This window comes from Massilia aurea (assembly GCF_024753205.1).
Taxonomy (GTDB): domain Bacteria; phylum Pseudomonadota; class Gammaproteobacteria; order Burkholderiales; family Burkholderiaceae_D; genus Telluria; species Telluria aurea.
This window is the reverse complement of the sequence record NZ_JANUGZ010000001.1, coordinates 661,650-679,430: the sequence shown is the minus strand read 5'-3', so window position 1 is coordinate 679,430 and position 17,781 is coordinate 661,650. Positions and strand designations below refer to the sequence as shown.

13 protein-coding genes are annotated in these 17,781 nt (G+C 58.8%); 10 read left to right on the top strand and 3 right to left on the bottom strand.

Going from position 1 to position 17,781, the window contains the following annotated elements:
* Nucleotides 1-129 precede the first annotated feature (129 nt).
* Nucleotides 130-2,223, top strand: a complete 2,094-nt coding sequence (locus tag NX775_RS02760) for an ATP-dependent helicase (RefSeq protein WP_258834604.1) — start codon at nt 130-132, stop codon at nt 2,221-2,223.
* A gap of 524 nt (nt 2,224-2,747) precedes the next feature.
* Entirely contained in the window at nt 2,748-4,181 is a 1,434-nt protein-coding gene (locus NX775_RS02755; RefSeq protein ID WP_258834603.1) for a sugar porter family MFS transporter, read from the top strand.
* A gap of 18 nt (nt 4,182-4,199) precedes the next feature.
* Here NX775_RS02755 and NX775_RS02750 read toward each other — a convergent pair whose 3' ends face one another.
* A complete protein-coding gene (locus NX775_RS02750; RefSeq protein ID WP_258834602.1) occupies nt 4,200-4,727 on the bottom strand; it encodes a hypothetical protein in 528 nt (175 codons plus the stop codon).
* A gap of 148 nt (nt 4,728-4,875) precedes the next feature.
* Here NX775_RS02750 and NX775_RS02745 point away from each other — a divergent pair, with 148 nt between their 5' ends.
* From NX775_RS02745 to NX775_RS02725, 6 genes are all read left to right on the top strand, one after another.
* Entirely contained in the window at nt 4,876-9,729 is a 4,854-nt protein-coding gene (locus NX775_RS02745) for a DEAD/DEAH box helicase family protein (protein ID WP_258834601.1), read from the top strand.
* Nucleotides 9,678-11,153: a hypothetical protein gene (locus NX775_RS02740; protein ID WP_258834600.1), complete on the top strand. Its 1,476-nt coding sequence runs from the start codon at nt 9,678-9,680 to the stop codon at nt 11,151-11,153. Before NX775_RS02745 ends, NX775_RS02740 begins: the two co-directional genes overlap by 52 nt.
* Before the next feature lie 217 nt (nt 11,154-11,370).
* On the top strand, nt 11,371-12,618 hold the full coding sequence (locus NX775_RS02735; protein WP_258834599.1) for a hypothetical protein: 1,248 nt from the start codon (nt 11,371-11,373) through the stop codon (nt 12,616-12,618).
* A 466-nt stretch (nt 12,619-13,084) separates the two neighbouring features.
* A complete protein-coding gene (locus NX775_RS02730; RefSeq protein WP_258834598.1) occupies nt 13,085-13,285 on the top strand; it encodes a hypothetical protein in 201 nt (66 codons plus the stop codon).
* A complete protein-coding gene (locus NX775_RS24270) occupies nt 13,282-13,335 on the top strand; it encodes an SEC-C metal-binding domain-containing protein (RefSeq protein WP_502572601.1) in 54 nt (17 codons plus the stop codon). The genes NX775_RS02730 and NX775_RS24270 overlap by 4 nt, the downstream gene beginning before the upstream one ends.
* Before the next feature lie 116 nt (nt 13,336-13,451).
* On the top strand, nt 13,452-14,450 hold the full coding sequence (locus tag NX775_RS02725) for a hypothetical protein (RefSeq protein WP_258834597.1): 999 nt from the start codon (nt 13,452-13,454) through the stop codon (nt 14,448-14,450).
* A 380-nt stretch (nt 14,451-14,830) separates the two neighbouring features.
* On the opposite strand, the gene NX775_RS02720 is transcribed toward NX775_RS02725, so the two are convergent.
* Nucleotides 14,831-15,445: a phosphohydrolase gene (locus tag NX775_RS02720; RefSeq protein ID WP_258835097.1), complete on the bottom strand. Its 615-nt coding sequence runs from the start codon at nt 15,443-15,445 to the stop codon at nt 14,831-14,833.
* A gap of 484 nt (nt 15,446-15,929) precedes the next feature.
* On the opposite strand from NX775_RS02720, the gene NX775_RS02715 reads away from it, so the two are divergent.
* A complete protein-coding gene (locus NX775_RS02715; RefSeq protein ID WP_258834596.1) occupies nt 15,930-16,682 on the top strand; it encodes a helix-turn-helix transcriptional regulator in 753 nt (250 codons plus the stop codon).
* Here NX775_RS02715 and NX775_RS02710 read toward each other — a convergent pair.
* Nucleotides 16,657-16,929, bottom strand: coding sequence for a helix-turn-helix domain-containing protein (locus NX775_RS02710; protein WP_258834595.1), 273 nt, complete (start codon nt 16,927-16,929; stop codon nt 16,657-16,659). The genes NX775_RS02715 and NX775_RS02710 overlap by 26 nt on opposite strands.
* Nucleotides 16,930-17,108: 179 nt before the next feature.
* Here NX775_RS02710 and NX775_RS02705 point away from each other — a divergent pair, with 179 nt between their 5' ends.
* Entirely contained in the window at nt 17,109-17,690 is a 582-nt protein-coding gene (locus tag NX775_RS02705; protein WP_258834594.1) for an acyl-homoserine-lactone synthase, read from the top strand.
* Nucleotides 17,691-17,781 lie beyond the last annotated feature (91 nt).

Sequence of the window (17,781 nt, the reverse complement as noted above, 5' to 3'; positions counted from 1 at the left end):
ATGGCCTGGCGCTGGCACGGTAATCCGTGCCCGATGTCACGCGAACGCTCTGCCCGCGGTCGCGCGATTTAGCACTTGTGGTTTGGTACTGGATAAATGTACAGTATCGCTTTCTCCGTCCGCCACACCATGACCACCGCTACCGCCGAGCCTGCCATTGAGGACCCGTTCGCCAGCCTGAATCCAGAGCAGCGCGCCGCGGTCGAGCACGATATCGGCTCGGAGGCACCACGCCCGCTGCTGGTGGTGGCCGGCGCGGGCTCCGGCAAGACCAAAACCCTGGCGCACCGTGTGGCGCGCCTGATCGGGGCCGGCGCCGATCCGCAGCGCATCCTGCTGCTGACCTTTTCGCGGCGCGCCGCGGGCGAGATGAGCCAGCGCGCCAGCGGTGTCCTGCACCGCCTGCTTGGCCGTGGCGCATCTACCCGCACGCAGGCGCCGGTATCTCTGCCATGGGCGGGCACCTTTCACAGCATCGGCGCACGCCTGCTGCGCGAATTCGCCGGGCGCATCGGGCTCGACCCGCAATTCACGATCCACGACCGGGGCGACGCCGAAGACCTGATGGGCATGGTGCGCCACGAGATCGGCCTGTCGCGCACCGAAAAACGCTTCCCCATGAAAGGCACCTGCCTGTCGATCTATTCGCGGGTGGTCAACAGCCGCGATCCGCTGGATCAGGTGCTGCAGGCATATTTCCCGTGGTGCGCTGAATGGGAAGCCCAGCTCAAGACGCTGTTGGGCGCCTATGTCGATGCCAAGCAAGAGCAAAATGTTCTCGACTATGACGATCTGCTGCTGTTCTGGGCCGAGATGGCAGCTGATCCGGTGCTGGGGGCCGAGCTGGGCAGCTGGTTCGACCACGTGCTGGTCGACGAATACCAGGACACCAACCGCCTGCAGGCCGCAATCATCACCGGCATGAAGCCCGACGGCAGGGGCGTGATGGTGGTCGGCGACGACGCCCAGTCCATCTATGGATTTCGCGGCGCCACCGTGCGCAACATCCTCGATTTTGCGGGCCAGTTCACGCAGCCGGCGCACCTGATCACACTCGAACGCAATTACCGCTCGACGCAGCCGATCCTGGATGCCTCTAATGCCGTGATTGGCGCTGCGCTCGAGCGCCACGCCAAGACGCTCTGGACCGACAAGGTGTCGGCCATTAAACCGCAGCTGGTCCTGATTCCCGATGAAGCCGAGCAGGCGCGCTGGGTCTGCAGCCGCATTCTCGAGCAGCGCGAAGAAGGTGTACCCCTCAAGTCGCAGGCGGTGCTGTTTCGGGCGGCCAGCCACAGCGCCGCGCTCGAACTCGAACTCATGCGGCGCAACGTCCCGTTCGTCAAGTTCGGCGGCCTGAAGTTTCTGGAAGCCTCGCATATCAAGGATGTGCTGGCGCTGCTGCGCTTTGCCCAGAACCCGAGCGGGCGCCTGGCCGGGTTCCGCGTGCTGCAACTGATTCCCGGAATCGGCCAGGCGACTGCCACGCGCGTGCTCGATGCGGTGGGCGAGAGCAGCGAAGTCGCCGCCACGCTGGCGGCGTTCCCGGTGCCGGCCCGCTGCAGCGTCGAGTGGCAGGCGTTCTGCGCGCTGTATGCGCGCCTGCGCACCCCTGGCCTGCGCTGGCCGCAAGACCTGGAGCTGGCGCGCGACTGGTATGCGCCGCATCTGGAGCGCCTGCACGACGATTTCCAGGTGCGCGCACTTGACCTCGACCAGCTCGTCGCCTTGTCGGGTGGCCATGCCAATCGCGAAAGTTTCCTGGCCGAGATCACGCTCGACCCGCCTGAAGCGACCAGTGACCGCGCCGGCCCGCCACTGCTCGATGACGATTACGTGATCCTCTCCACCATTCACTCGAGTAAGGGGCAAGAGTGGAAGTCGGTCCACGTGCTCAATGTGGTCGACGGCTGCATACCGTCGGACATGGCCACTGGCAACCAGGACGATATCGAGGAAGAGCGGCGTTTATTGTATGTGGCCATGACCCGGGCCCGCGACAACCTGCATCTGATCGTCCCCAACCGCTTCTTCATCAAGCAGCAGTCAAGCATGGGCGACCGCCATGTGTATGCGACGCGTTCGCGCTTTGTCACGCCTGTCATGCTCAAGCATTTTGAAGAATCCGCGTGGCTGAGCGCCGACAAGCGCGAACTGCGCACGCCCATGCCCGATAGTGTTCGCATGCTCGTGCGTGACCGGGCCCGCAGCGCCTGGAAATAGCCGCAGATCGCGCCACGTTGGCCACTTATCCCCCATGTCACGCTTTTGTAGGAGTGGGCCGCACATAAACTTGTTGCTCCCATGTGGTGCACGTGCAAGTCGTTGATTTTATTGGAACAAAATTTTGCCTCTCGAACGGGCAATTTGTTGAAACCCGCATCCCGTCTGGCCTTGCGGCTTGTCAAGTGGCGCTTGTCCACACAGTTATCCACAATTCTTGTGGATAGCCTAAAACCCTGAACAAAATCAGCTAGTTAGCGTCCATTGATGCTTCTGGGCATGTTTCGTATGATGGCGAATCTCGATTCAGTATCGACAACACGATTGTGTTTTTGTTAGTCCACCACATTCACTAATATGTTTGCTATCGAACAGTCGTGTCATCTGCAGTTCTTTATCCTTTGCCAAGTTATATACCTTGACGGGTAACGTCCTCGTGCGTTTGCCAACGCCGCCATCGCCCGGATGGTGACGAAATGGGCCCGCTGTTTCCCTATCCTGTCCATTTCCAACAAAGGATCCGTATGTCTTCAGCAGTTCCTCCGGCAGACGCACCAGCGCCGCCCGATACCAAGGAAAGCCGCTTCGTCTTCAAGGTCGCCATCGTTGCGACGATGGGCGCGCTCGCGTTTGGGTACGATACCGGCGTGATCTCCGGCGCGCTGCCGTTCATGAGCGCGCCGCCATCGCAGGGTGGCCTCGGCTTGACCCCGCTGACAGAAGGCATCGTGACGTCCGCGCTCGTGTTCGGCGCCGCGGTCGGTTCGCTGATGGCGGGCACGCTGTCCGACCGGTTCGGTCGCCGCATGACGCTGATCTGGCTGTCGCTGGTGTTCATGATCGGCGCGCTCGGCACAACGCTCGCGCCGTCGGTCGAGATCATGGTCGCGATGCGCTTCGTGCTCGGCCTGGCCGTGGGTGGCGCGTCGTCCACCGTGCCGGTGTTCATTGCCGAAATGGCTGGCCCCAGCAGGCGCGCCAGACTGGTCACGCAGAACGAGCTGATGATCGTGACCGGCCAGTTGATCGCCTACGTGCTCAATGCAGTGCTGGCGCATTATTCGAATTCGCCGGATGTCTGGCGCTACATGCTGGCCATCGCCGCCGTGCCCGCCTTGCTGCTGGGTGTGGGGATGATGTTCGTGCCGCCGTCGCCACGCTGGCTGGCCAGCAAGAACCGGATGGATGAAGCGCGCGCCGTGCTGCAGCAAATCCGCTCGAGCGACAAGCAGATCGAGACCGAGATGGCCGACATGACCAAGCTGAACGGGATCGAGCACGAGCAGGCCGGCTGGTCGGCAGTGCTGGGCACGCCATGGATCAAGAAATTGCTGTGGCTCGGCATCGGCCTGGGCTTCATGGCCCAGTTCACGGGCGTGAACGCCTTCATGTACTTCACCCCGATCATCCTGCAGTCGACGGGCCTGGGCACGAACGCGGCCCTGACCGCGACCATCGGCAACGGCGTGGTCGCCGTGATCGCCACGTTCATCGGTATCTGGCTGATCGGCAAGCACGGTCGCCGCTCGATGCTGATGTCGGGCCTGACCGGCGTGGTCGTCATGCAGTTTGCGCTGGGCGCCGTGCTGCTGTGGATGCCCGACGGCATCACGCGCAGCTACGCCGCACTGGCCTGCATCCTGTGCTTCCTGTTGTGCATGCAGATGCTGATTGCACCCGTGTACTGGCTGTTGATGTCCGAGCTGTTCCCGATGCATCTGCGCGGCGTGCTGACCGGTACCGCCGTGGCGTGCCAGTGGATTTTCAACGCGATCGTGGCCTTGCTGTTCCCGCTGGCGCTGGCGCAGTTCGGCAGTGCGACGTTCTTCCTGTTCGCCGCCATCAATGTCGGCTCGCTGATCTTTGTTGCGCTGCGTTTGCCGGAAACGCGTGGCCGCTCGCTTGAGGGCCTGGAAAAGTTTCTGGAAAAAGAACTGACCCCGCGCGCGAAAGCGTAAATGGGAGGCCGGCGCTTCTCAGGGCGCCGGCTTGACCGACGCCGTCCCGGCAGATTCCGTGAGCCGTTCGAGCTCACGCAAAAAACGTTCACAGGCCAGCGCCGGTGGCCACGGTTCCCATGGCGCGCAATCGTAGTAGCGCGCCAGCGGGTCTTCAGGCAGGATCGCTGCGCGAATTTTCAGCGTGCGCCGGACTTCTTCAGCCGACCAGCCTGCCACATGAACCGCTTCGCTGGCCGCGGCCAACCGGTCGGCTTTCTTGTGCGCCGCATGCGACTTCTCATCCCAGGCCGGCAGGCCGTAGCGCAAAAACACCATGTGTTCCAGGCGCTGGGTCAGGGCGCGAAAAGCGTCGCCCAGAAACGGCTTGATGACCGAAATCGCATCGAATCCCAGCAAGCCTTCTTCGGCATCGTGCAGCAGCTCGCGCAGTTCGTCGAGCGGCGACAACGAGGGCGTCGCCGCGCGCCACAGTTTGCCCGTAGTGTTGTCGACAGTTGAATACCTCCTGCTCGAGAACGCGTTGAAGCCATTTTTCTTGTTCAACCATATAGATTTGCTGAGAAAGCGCGGCGGCTGCCGGTTTGCTTGACACCTTATTTCGATTAAGGGCGGTTTGTCTTCCCTGCTGGGGATAGTTCACGTTGTGCAATAATGGCGGCCACTCCCCGAAGTCAACTTAAGCGAGTCAAACTTGGTAACCTCACAGTATCCCACTACCTCTCGAGGCATATCCAGTGGTGGCGCGGCCGCAGCAGCGGGTATTGGGTTTCAGGCCCAGCTTGGGGCGCTTTTTGGTCTGCAGTTGCTTGCCCAGGTTCCAGTCGACCACGTACTGGAATTGGGGGCAGCCGTGCCTGTATGGGTTCGCTTCGAGACCGAGGCACCTGTGGATGACATTCTGGTGGCAACCTCGAGCGGCGGGTTCATCGCGGTGCAGGCCAAAACGACCGTGAACCTCTCGTCCGGGGCTCAAGGCGGCTTAGCCAAAACCATACAGCAGTTCGTTCGACACTGGCTTGTCTGCCGCGATGGCCAGGGCGAACAATTTTGGGATCGCCGCCTCGATCCGAACATGGATCGACTCGTGCTGGCAGTAGGGCCCACCACACCCGCATCGATTCGTGTAGATCTTCCGTCAGCCCTGCGGTCTTACTCGCAGCCGTCGCCGAGTGCGCTGACGCAAGACCAGCAAAGGGCTCTGGAGGTGTTCGAGACATGCATGCAGGCGGCCTGGAGCGACACCACTACCGAACCCTGGAGCCCGACCGTGCTTCGAAGTGTTGCGCCGCTTGTGAGGGTGATGACGTTTGACCCGGCTGGCGCGTACGCCAACGTCATGGAAGGGCTAGCGGCAAAGGCGACGACGACGGATCAGGCTCGACCTTTGATCACCGCAGTGACGCAGATCAGCCAGCGCTGGATGACCGAACGGAGCGGTGGTGACTTACCTCAACTGCGGCAGGCAGTCATGCATGCACGAGTACCGCTGTCGGCGCCGCCGCGCTTCGAAAACGATATCCGCAAGCTTAGGGAACACTCGGCCCAGATTGCCGCCGATTTGCAGCCCTACGAGCAAATCGAGAGAACCGAGGGCGTTATCCGAATTACCCGGGAATGCCAGGTAGCCGCACTAGCCGCCGCTCAAGCAGGATCGCTCCTCTTGATCGGCGAGCCCGGTGCCGGCAAGAGCGCCGTCATCAACGCGCTGGCCCGTGAGTTGAGAAACTATGGCGACGTCGTCGAGCTCGCCGTTGACCGCTATAGCGTTCAAGACCTCGTTGGGCTGAAGAACGAACTGGTTCTCGAACACGACCTGGTCAAAGTGCTCGAGGCATGGGACGGACCGTCGGGCGGATGGCTAGTTGTTGACGCCCTTGATGCTACCCGTGGCGGACAGGGAGAGGGTGCGTTTCGAACACTAATCGAGCGCGTTCTCGCCTTGAAGGGACGGTGGAAGGTCGTGGCCTCGATACGGACGTTCGACCTGCGCATGGGCGTCCGGTTCCGGGAGTTGTTCGCAGGTCTTCCGATCAACCCGAACTATCAGGATGCCGCGTTCCCAACGGTGAGGCATCTGCTTGTGCCTCCTTGGTCGGAGGACGAGTTCGACCAAGTCCTGAACCAAGCGCCGGAACTTCGTACCGCACTCGATGGCGCGCCAACGAAGCTTCGGCAACTTGCGCTTGTGCCTTTTAACACCCGTCTCATCGGCGAGTTGCTTCGCACAGGAATGGGGGCTGAAGCATTTAGCGATCTGGCGAACCAGGCGGGCCTGCTGCGGTTGTATTGGGAGCATCGGGTGACGCCATTGGGGTCGCGCGCTGACGCCTGCTTGCACCTCGTTGTAAAAGCTATGGTTGATAGCAGAGCGCTGCGGGTCCAGACTCATGTCATCGCTGCCACGGCGCCAGATGGCTTGGATGCGCTTCTGCTCAAGGGCGTGTTAGCCAAGGTCGAGAACGAGCGTTTCGTCCAGTTCCGTCACCACCTACTATTCGACTATGCTGCATCGCGACTTCTTATGGACGTCGACAGGCTCGTTTCCGGTGAGGTGCAGTACCTGAAAGCTCAGACAATTGGTCTGATGCTTGCGCCGGCGATGGGCTTCTTGCTGCAGGAGCTCTGGGGGGCTCAGCCGGATCATGAGCGCTACTGGATGGCCGTCGAAAGGATGGTCAGCAATCCGGAGGGAGACCCGATTCTTCGAAGCTTGGCTGGAAGGCTCAGCGCTGAGCTGCCGGAGAATGCTGCCGACACTCATGCTATCGCCAAACATGTAGCCAGCGGTCGAGACATGGTGCCTATGGCACTTTGGCACGTGGTGGCTGCGCTGGCGGTGCGCTTCGAAGACCATCCGAATGTTATTCTCACGCCGTGGGTCTCGCTTGCCGGTGCACTCGCTGCCAGCGTCGAGCGAGTTCCCTCCCCATTGAGGACGCTGCTTTACCTCCTGATCAACGTGGCGCGTCCCTCTCAGACAGGTGCGGCGGTCGGTCTTGCGGCTAGAGCACTATTGGGTTTCTTGTTCGACCATCCTGACTCGAGAATCGACGCAGCGCTCGTCATCCCCTATGTCGTCGCCACTTACGCGACTGCTGCTTCGGAGTCACGAGCGCTCTTGGAACGCATTTTTGAATCTGGGCGCGCCGAGGCACACAACTGGGAGGACGTTCCGGCGCTGTGCCGTGAGATTTCCAAACTAGCCGCCGCCGATCCCGATTTCGCTGCTACGGTGTATTCGAAGACCTTTGCAGGGACCGTCAAGGATGATGTGACGACCAACATGGGCGGTCGAAGTCAGATCCTAAATCTGACGTCGAGCTCCGAGCAAGACTACCGCATGGCGCTATACTCGTTGTGCGAGTTCTTCCCAACATTTCTGCAGGATCACCCTCAAGCGGCTGCCCGAGCGTTTGTGGAATCGGTAGACCACTACATTCGGCGGACGCACAAGCTAACAGAGCGCGAAGTTATCACCAGAACGATCGGTGGCAGGACTCTCCGACTTGAAACCGACTTGAGTCACATCTGGGGGAACGACCCTGATCACACGTATGGCCAGGATGGTGACGCCCTGATCGCGAAGTTCCTGCCAGCGTTTGTGTCCTTACCGGAGCCCGATGCTCTCTTGGTTGCAGACCAGATCTCAACATCATCGGCATGGGCATTAACATGGGCAAGGATATTTCTTGCGGCAGTACGACGCAACGATAGCTTGATTGACCAGCTTTGGCCAATTGCGGCAGATGAAGGCTGGCTCTCGAATATCGATACTCAGAAAGATGCGATTGACCTCGTGGCCCGCGGGTACGAGCGGCGTAGCATGGCTGAGCGGGAGGCCCTCGAAAGCTCGGTGACGACCTTCTCAATGGAAAGGTATACCGATCCCGAGGCGGCCAGGGAACACCTGATCCAGCGTTTGTATAGCGTTATCGGGCATGATCAACTGGTCACCGAAAGTGCACGTGCCATTCTTGCGGCTATGCCAGTAGAGTCGGTCGAGCGTAGCCTTCGAAATGAGAGACCATTTCGCATCACAACCGGATCCAGTCAGCCCGAGCCCTTTTTCTGGATTAGAAATCTTGACAGAGACAGACCGTCAAATATCACCGTCATGGAGGCCATTGAGGCGGCCCGGGACTATTTGGAGGCCAAGCCTGGTCGCCCATCGACCGAAGAAATCGATACGGCGCGTGCACTCACGTTGCTAGAGGCAATCGTTCGTGGCCTAGAAGCTCCCGACTTGGACGGAGCGCTGCGCAGCCATGGCGAAGGCGTAATCGGTCAGGGATGTGAGCGACTTGCGCAGGGCGAGCGCTTAGTTGTCAGGGAGGGCTTCGATCCGACTGCTCGTTATCTTGCGCTCTTTCGGATAGCGGCCGACTCTAACAACCCGGATGTCACTAAACAGACGGAGTCCGAGTATGAACGGTCCCAGGCTTGGGGCAGTCCTGCTGCCCGCATCGAGGCCGCCACGGCGGCGCTGGACGTCTGCTTGCAGCGGCCCGATCTGTACCTACAACTTGCAGAGGATATTGATCGTTTTTTGGAGGATCCCCATCCAGCGGCACGAGCTCAGTCAGTTGGACACCTCATTCGATTGTGGGATCGCGATCGAGCTGGCTTCTGGCGACGGCTCGAACTGCGTCTTGAACGAGAGACGAACTTTGCGGTATTGGACTCCGTCGTCAATGTGCTGCGGACAGTTATCCATGTCGAACCTGACCGAAGCGAGCGACTGATCCAAGCGCTACTTGCGCGGTACAGTGGTACGGCAAAGCTGACTGATCTTGAGGAATCTGTAGCAGACCTCGTCGCGATTCTTTCGGTGACTCATCAGCGAGGCTTGGCGGAGGCTGTTTTGGCAGGATGGCTGCAGGACCCGGCTGGGCATAGCCGACAGCTCGGAACAATTCTGTTCACGCTCCGTGATGCATTAGTGCTGGGTCTGCAGCATAGCCAATCAGTGGAAGATGCGCTTCGGCAACGAGCCCAGGGCCTCGTTCATCGAATTGTCGTTGCCGCCAGCGGACCACTTGCAGCGTATAACCCGAGTGTCGCTGTCCCCGACGATCAGGTGCCGAGGTTGAGACCATGTATAGAGCTCATTGACAAGGCAACCATGCAGCTCTATTTCGCGGCCAGTCGAGACAACGGCAGTTCTGGAATCGACGAGGAGGGGTATGAGATTTACTTTCGCGAGGTAGCGTCGACGCTCGAGCTTATCGCGGATCAAGCACATCCGCACACTATTTACCATCTCCTGCAATTGATCGAGATTCTGTCTCCGCAGGCCCCGGAGCGTGCATTCGATCTGACTGCGCGTGCGATTCGAGGAGGCGGCGCGAAAGGCGGCTACCAATACGAACCATTGGGGGCCGACCTGATGGTGCGACTGATAAGCAGCTTCTTGGCGGATAGCAAGGAGATCTTTGGATCTAAAGAAAGGCGTGAGGCACTTGTGGACTGCCTCGAGATATTCATGGAAGCAGGGTGGCCGTCGGCAAGAAAGCTGCTCTATCGTCTGCCGGAGCTGCTCCAGTGATTCGCGAGGTCACGGAGGCAGAGTTCATCGAACGATTTGCCAGTCTGATCGATCGCTTTGATGCGTCGATCGCCGCAGACGCGCGGCCGGAGTTTGCAGGCGCGGAGCCAGGCGATCCGCATGAACACACGACTCGCGTTCACTTTCTAGATGAACTCGTAGAACTGCTTGGTTGGTCGCTTGGATTAGGTGGGGATATGGCGGAAGAGGCTCGCCTCAAGGGCGAGACCACCACGTTCATGGACTATCTTGGCGTCGAAGCGACCAGCAATGTTCCAGCCTTACTCATTGAGGCCAAAGCTTGGGACAAGTCGTTTCTGCAGCCCCGAAAGAAGGAGGCTTTTGAGGCTCCAGCCCTGCTGGGTGAAGGCATCAATCATTGGAGAACCGGTGGGGAGGCGAAAAACTCTCCGGTGGCGGGACAATGGCACGCCTACATCGATCAGGTGGGCGGCTACGTTAAAGGTCTGAAAGACCGGCACGGTCTCACGCTGCCAAGAGCCATGATCACAAGTGGACAATGGATCGTCGTGTTCGTTGACCCAATGCAGGCCTTCGTCGAGGGCACCGTCGTAGACACCAAGATCAAGATTTTTCACAAGCAGAATTTCAAGGCTCAGGCCAGCGAATTGTTCTGGCTGATATCGAAGAAGGCTCTCGCCGCCGAGACCCCTTTCAGCGTCCGGCCTACACAGATCCTGAACTACCTCACAAAGGACTCGGTCGTCGCATGTTTTCACGCAGTTCACGTGAGCTACGAGGCAAGTGGATCACCTGTTTTCGGGCGAAAGCCGCGTGTATTGGTCTATCCTGCGCTAGTGTTACGGGGGGCGGACAATATGCTCCTGACAGTGCTCGAGGAATCTGAGGAGTCCTTGCTCGCGTACACGAAGGACGAGATAACAGACGAACTCTCTCTAGGGCCGCACGTCGACGACCTTGCTGCCGGCGCCGCGGCTCTCCTGGCGCGAACGGGAGAGCAGCTCGACCTTGCGCTTCGGCCCGCGCCGACTGTTGATTTTCCTGGATTCCTGCGCGAGCCGATGCACAAACAGGCGGTCACACGGCCACTTGCACGTTCGAATCCTAGAGAGCCCGATAACTGGATTATTGTCACTGGCCAAGCGACCCACTTTGTCAAAACTGGACCGGATATGGACTGCAGCTTCCATAAGTGGAGCGTCTGCAATATCGTTCGACTCGCGGCAGGGTCATCTGCAATCTCTATGCCCGTGTTGTCGGCGCCCAGGGTCCTCTTCATTGATGAAACGCCTCACCACTGCGCCCACCTCGATGTCATAGACCGCAGAGAGTCCCGCTGTCAAATACACATGATCGATGCGCGTCTTTGTTGTCGTGGCTGCACATTTGCCTCAGATTGTTGGCCCGGCAATACCCGTCCGCCGCTGCCGTGTGGCACCTAGCAGGCTGTCGCCGTAGCAAAATGGCGGCCGCGTGAAGAGTAAGTACATATGCGAGCTTCCGCCTCGGGCCGCTGACTGGTTGTCTCGAAAGCTGACGTTTAACCTCGTTGTTTTGAGCACTTAAAGAGTGTGTATAAAAAATAAGATTCGTGGTGAATGCATTGCTAAAGGTAGTGCCTTGTCAAAAATGACGTCTTCTTAGAGGAAAGGATTTCAAATGACCATTACAGACTGGGGCTATCGCGACGAACGTTCCGAAAAACCGAAGGTGTTCGACCGTGTGGCCGGCGGGGCTCAGCTCGACGGGATCATGTCGCCACTGTCACGTGAACTTACGGAGCGGTTTAACGTTCTTACCGAAGCTATCGACATGACTCTTGCGTGGGCCTGCACTCCAACGGATTGGACCTGTCCAGGCTGCGGTAGGGGCAAGCGCGACATTGCTCGGGTAACCGATAAAGGCAAGCTAATGTGCCGACTCGTGGAGCATCATGATCACATGGCAGATTTAGTGGAAGCCGAGTTTGAACGTCAATGCAAAACGCGTGGCAAGGTTGTCGCAGATGAATTTGCAAAACGCTTTGCAAAGCGATCCTCGCAAATGGTGGCAGCTTATGACAACACTATAATTTGCGACGACTGCAACACTGTCGATCCCAAAGCAAAACGTGAGGTTGGCGCTCATGTGGATTTTTCGTACTCACCGCAGGAAATCAGTCAGTTTGTCAAAGCGAGGCCGAACGTCCCGCATGAGATTGATCGCGAACAAGCACGACGGATCTGGTTAGAACAGGCAGAAACGTTCAAGCTCAGGCTCAAGATCGTCGCACGAATCGCGGACATTGCAGCCGGCAATAACCATTGGTATCAGGAGGTCCCAAGACCCCAGCGCGCAGAAGAGATCTATACTAAAGCCAAGTTTCTTTCCACAAGCTACGGAGCGCCCACCGCGCTTTATGAACTGGCAGGAGATAAAAGGCGTCCGCCGACGGACTTAAGCGCTTGGCGTAGGAGCGTCCATCAGCCGCCGCGGAAGACGCCTCAAGCCGAAGATTTCGATTACATTGCGAAGGTTTCATGTACTAAGTCATGGAGCAAGGTGGATGACACGTGGCAGTGCCCGTGCTGCGAGCGCAAGAAATTCCATACGGTTCGCTTGTCGAATAAGAACAAGTGGGTGTTCGATATCTTCACCCCGTCGTTCTATACACCTACCGACCGCTACGGTGCCTATCGCGGCATGGTATGCCAAGACTGCTCATCACTGTCTACGGCGCTTGGGCGGGAAGCATGCATGGTGTTGGGAATCGAAAACGAAAGCGCCTACGCAAAATTTGTGACAGCGGAGGAAGTTGCGATGGTGGCCCTATCGAATCCGCACCGGCAACACAACGTCAGTAACGATCATGCCGATAAACTTGTGATGCTTCTCGTTGAGCGAATCCAGCAGCAGCGCACTTCCTAAGCGCTCTTTCATACTTACCGGTAGTGATCCGCCAGACTAAGCAGATAGATTCATCGAACGGGACAGTCGTCCCATGTGTCCGAAGCGCTTTAGGCGTAATCAGTTTTCAATTTAGTTTCCAAAGGTTGAATGGCTCCTTGTACAGGGGCGAAGGCAAGCTGGTGGTTTGTTAGGCGCTCGTGATGAGCCGGCGGCTAGGCTTCAATGCTCGGCGCCTAAATCCTAAGAGTCTGCCACCAGCGGCGTTGCCGACAGCAGCGGCCGCAAGGCCTGCGCTCGAGCTGGCGGTAGCCGTAGTGGTCGCTGCGACTTCGCCGGATGCCCTTGTATCATTATCGCCGACACGCTATATACTTCCTGCACTTGCTGGTTGCTGCATGCAACCCGTGGAAAATTTCCCCCCATTATTTTGCCGCGGCAGCTTACCGAGCCTGGCAATAACGACACACCTGTTCGAGCCGAATCGATGCCCAAGACTGAAATGCACACGCGGGATATCCCCGCCCCCTATCACTGCTTTGAGAGCGAGGTGGGGGAGAACCACTGGCGCAACCGTGTGGCACAGTGCAAAGTAGAAATCAAAGGGAATGAGTTCCTGGGCAATTACTTGCGTGGTGAAAATAGCATCGCTTTTCAGCTCGGCCACTTGGGCGACCTAGTTGAGTGACTCGGGTTAGCGGGCCCTGCACATGTGGCAGCGGCGCCAAGTTCAAATAGTGTCGTGCTTGACCCTCGGCGTCTGCTGTCGAGCCGGTGTAGTAAGCATCGACGTCCGACAGTCGTCGTTTATGGCAATGGAAGTAATGTAATTGCCCCGTCCGCTTTTGGTCCGGATGTGGACATACCGCAGAGCGAAAGTAAGCGGAAAAAGTGAATATCTCGAAAAACAATACCCTTCAATAGAGGAGCAAACAAAAGTGTCGCGATTAGGAATAGATATCAACACGGGTTTGGTGTATGAAGGCCGCGCTGGGCCAACGCATCCCGTATGGCCAACTCCGCCAGTCTGCAACGCGACCTTAATTGAAATGCCTAGTGATATGCAAAAAGTCCCTCGGAGCTTTGCAAGTGATCCGTTCGGGTGGGTGTTTGTCGAAACATCTTTCGATTTTGGCCCGAGGGTACGACGTGGCCGGCTATACCAAAACTTCAGCAATACGAATCGGGAGATGGTTCGGGTAGAGGCCCATCCAGCACTTCATTCTGATTTGATCAAAGCTGCGAATAATGGCTGGAACGTTTCAAAGGAGTTGACGGTTTATATAGAAGCCACTGACTTACTTCTTCGTCAGAATAGGGGCGTAGGTTTAAGAATGGTGCTGGGCCAAGCCGATGCTTGCTCCATTTGGAAAATTGTCCAGGTAGAACGTTCGCTTGGCTCTGACGTTCTCCTCGTATTGCGAGCGGAGTCGGCCCTGGGGGTGCTCCCGGAACTCGATCCAACCCGGATCCATCCGCCAGGTTTTGCAGCCGTCAAGTCAGCATACGATCGGGCGTTAGACGCCGCTTATCGAGAGTTACCAACTTCAGTTGTCGATCAGTGCCGAAACGCAGCCGTCGTATTTGTTTCGCGGTGGATGCAGCAGCAGGAGGGTGCGGAATCGCCAACAGAAAAGGATCTCGGTGCATGGGTTAAAGCATTACAAAACCGTTTTGGTGACAAGGAAATGGTCGCGCTGCGGTCAACCCTAGAAATCATTTCAAGGCTGCATTCAAGAGGTAAGGATAACGAACGACATAAAATGTCGCTAAGAACTGTGGAAGAAGATGACGCCGGGCTTGCAGTGCAGGCGCTAGGTTTCATATTGCGTGAACTTGGATGGGTAGCTTAGCAACGCCGGTCATCGAGATGATCCTCGTATCCGCCGCAACACTTTTCGTTGCTCGCCGCAGATCTCCTCTTAGTTGGCCTTGTGCCGGGCAGGGCGCGCCCTATCTCTAGTTCGGCTGGTCGCCAGCACAGCGGCGAAATACCCAAAGCGTGCGCGAGCTTAAACACGACCCGAACAGTAGGTTGATGCACGCCGCGTTTGATGAGACAAACGAAATTTCGTTCGATGCCAGCGCTCAATGCAAGCTGCTCTCGCGGCTTCTTCGCCTCCTTGCCGACGAGTCGCAAAACTTTTCCAAACGCTCCTTTTGGATCTTGGAAAAGTTTCTGGAAAAAGAACTGACCCCACGCGCAAAGGCATAAGGGAGAGGCCGGCGCTTCTCAAGGCGCCGGCTTAACCGACGCCGTCCCGGCAGACTCTGTGAGCCGTTCGAGCTCACGCAAAAAACGTTCACAGGCCAGCGCCGGTGGCCACGGTTCCCATGGCGCACAATCGTAGTAGCGCGCCAGCGGGTCTTCAGGCAGGATCGCCGCGCGAATTTTCAGCGTGTGCCGGACTTCTTCAGCCGACCAGCCCGCCACATGGACCGCTTCGCTGGCCGCGGCGAGCCGGTCGGCTTTCTTGTGCGCCGCATGCGACTTCGCATCCCAGGCCGGCAAGCCATAGCGCAAAAACACCATGTGTTCCAGGCGCTGGGTCAGGGCGCGAAAAGCGTCGCCCAGAAATGGCTTGATGACCGAAATCGCATCGAATCCCAGCAAGCCTTCTTCGGCATCGTGCAGCAGCTCGCGCAGTTCGTCGAGCGGCGACAACGAGGGCGTCGCCGCGCGCCGCAGCAGCATCACGCTGATCGAATGCTGCGCGACCGACAGCGGCAATGGCCACGCCGAGTGGCCGCCCCAGCGGTAGGTGCGGGCCAGGCCTAGCGCCAGGTCGGCGTCGTCCCAGTCGAACGGGGTGGGGTCGAGCAGGTCGAGGCGCCGGCCTGACGGCATGCGGACCCAGGCGCGTGTCGTGGTGTCCGGCGTTGCGCCTTGTGGGGCCGGTGAAGATGAAAGGTGCATGTGGCGATTTTACACACCGGCTCTGCCATTTTGCGCATGATTGACCGGCCCACGCCCCGCAGGCGAAGCCGGCGTGGGACGCGCACGGAAGGTCATACGGTGCGGCAGGAGCCACCTTGGCCCGTTGGATGGTCTGCAACAGCGAAAGAACGTGTCATTGATCTACGTCAAGACACAATTTTGTTTTCCGAGAACAAAAGCATAAACGCGCACTGCATGGGAAAAATGCGCAGCAAGTGACCCCACACATCGTCATCAAACGCAATCTGCAATGAAGAATGGTCTGAAAATAGTTGTTGTCATTACACGACACGCGTGAAATAGGTGCGTGTAAATATATCGATTGTTAATTTTCGAGGATTTTGAAGGGGGGTGAAGCGACTAGGATAACGCTGATGCATATTCTAACGACCCCATGATTGATACCGCCTTGCTACTCGAATTGATGCAAGCCAGAGATGCGACCCAGTGGAGCGCTTCCCTGTTCAATCTCGCGCGGACATTGGGGTTCGATCAAGTGCTGTTCGGGCTGGTCGGTTCGCGCCATGCGCGCTTCGAGTCGGCCTTCTTGCGCAGTAACTACGCCGATAACTGGCGCGAGCGCTACGACCGCAACGGTTTTGCCTATGTCGATCCAACCGTGGCGCACTGCCTGACGAGCACGTTGCCGATGGTGTGGGAGCCGGGCCTGTTCGCGTCGGGCACCCAGCAAGCGGGCCTGTACGAAGAAGCAAGCGCGCACGGCATCCGCAGCGGCGTGACGCTGCCGGTACACGGCCCGCAGGGTGAATTCGGTGTGATCAGTTTTGCATCCGATGCGCGCCCGGATATCGCGGCGCAGCGCGCCGTGATGGAAGCACTGCCGATGCTGGCGCTGGTACGCGATTACGCGTTCGCCTCATCGCAGCGCTTTCGCGAAGAAGGTGCGCGGCCCGAAGAAGGCCGGGGTGCGGCGCCGCGCCTGACCAAGCGTGAATTGGAAGTCCTGCAGTGGGTCATGGCAGGCAAGTCCTCATGGGAAATTGCTCGCATCACCAACTGCTCCGAAGCGACCGTCAACTTCCATCTGGCGAATGTGCGTCAGAAGTTCGACGTCAACACCCGCCAGCAGGCCGTGGTCAAGGCCATCGGCCTTGGCTTGATCACGCCTGAAGATCACCATCGCTGAGCTTGCCATTGACATACATGCGCAGCAGGATCGACACGGGCGTCGGGATGGCCAGGCCAGTCTCGAAGCGGGAGCCGCTCGACTGGGTGACGCCGAAGCGGCCCCAGAACTTTTCCTGGCTTTCACGCTTGGTGATGCGCAGACGGCGCAGTTCATGCGGCGCCATGCGTACAGCACCAGCTGCACCGATGACGTGGTTGGCGTGCATGTCGGCGGCGAGCGCGTCGGACATCATTTCGATTGCCATGATTATTCCTTTCGGGAAAGTGAAGACAGCACTTGGAAAACTGCATAAGCAAAAGTATTGCACTCCCGACATTGCTCGCCACCTAGCAGAGCTGATAGTACCCAGGCTACCCGACTTGCATAACGATTTTATGCGTCCTGCATTTTCCGATCGACCAGATGTCATTTCAGGAAGGGGTAATGAGCATGCATATCCGGATCGCGCCACGCCGCGCCATTCCATCGAACGAGTTGTGCGAAATGCACTTGCTGCGCGCCCGGGTGTTCCGCGGGCGGCTTGGCTGGGAAGTGCCGGTGTTGTCGGGCATGGAGATCGATGGCTACGACGCCCTCGAGCCGCGCTATATGCTGATGCGCGACGACGCCACGTTGCGCGGCTGCTGGCGCCTGCTGCCCACCGAAGGGCCGTACATGCTCAAGGATTCGTTCCCGCAACTGCTCGACGGGCAGGTGGCGCCGAGCGACCCGCAGATCTGGGAGCTGTCGCGCTTTGCGCTGGAGACGGATGGGGCGGCTGGCTACGGTTTCTCGGCCATGACGATGGAGTCGATTGCCGCCATCATCGACGATGCCCACGAGCGCGCTCTGTCGCGCTACATCACCGTGACCACCACGGCGATCGAGCGCATGCTGCGGCGCGCCGGCGTGGTCATCACGCGCATCGGCATGCCGCAGGCCGTCGGGATCGAGCAGGCAGTGGCGCTGTACGTCGAGATCGAGCCGACCTGGAACGCGCTGTTCGCCAAGCGCCTGGCATCGTAAACAGGGGCTGCGGTGCTCCCGTGAGGCGCGATCTGTTGCTCGCGTGCCTCATCGGGATCGTGACCGTGGCCGCGCCAGGCCGGTGCACCGA

Coding starts and splice junctions, on each gene's coding strand:
- NX775_RS02710 (WP_258834595.1), bottom strand. CDS start 16,929: ATGGCAATCGAAATGATGTCCGACGCGCTCGCCGCCGACATGCACGCC.
- NX775_RS02715 (WP_258834596.1), top strand. CDS start 15,930: ATGATTGATACCGCCTTGCTACTCGAATTGATGCAAGCCAGAGATGCG.
- NX775_RS02720 (WP_258835097.1), bottom strand. CDS start 15,445: ATGCCGTCAGGCCGGCGCCTCGACCTGCTCGACCCCACCCCGTTCGAC.
- NX775_RS02705 (WP_258834594.1), top strand. CDS start 17,109: ATGAGCATGCATATCCGGATCGCGCCACGCCGCGCCATTCCATCGAAC.
- NX775_RS02730 (WP_258834598.1), top strand. CDS start 13,085: ATGCCCAAGACTGAAATGCACACGCGGGATATCCCCGCCCCCTATCAC.
- NX775_RS02755 (WP_258834603.1), top strand. CDS start 2,748: ATGTCTTCAGCAGTTCCTCCGGCAGACGCACCAGCGCCGCCCGATACC.
- NX775_RS02735 (WP_258834599.1), top strand. CDS start 11,371: ATGACCATTACAGACTGGGGCTATCGCGACGAACGTTCCGAAAAACCG.
- NX775_RS02760 (WP_258834604.1), top strand. CDS start 130: ATGACCACCGCTACCGCCGAGCCTGCCATTGAGGACCCGTTCGCCAGC.
- NX775_RS02725 (WP_258834597.1), top strand. CDS start 13,452: ATGTGGACATACCGCAGAGCGAAAGTAAGCGGAAAAAGTGAATATCTC.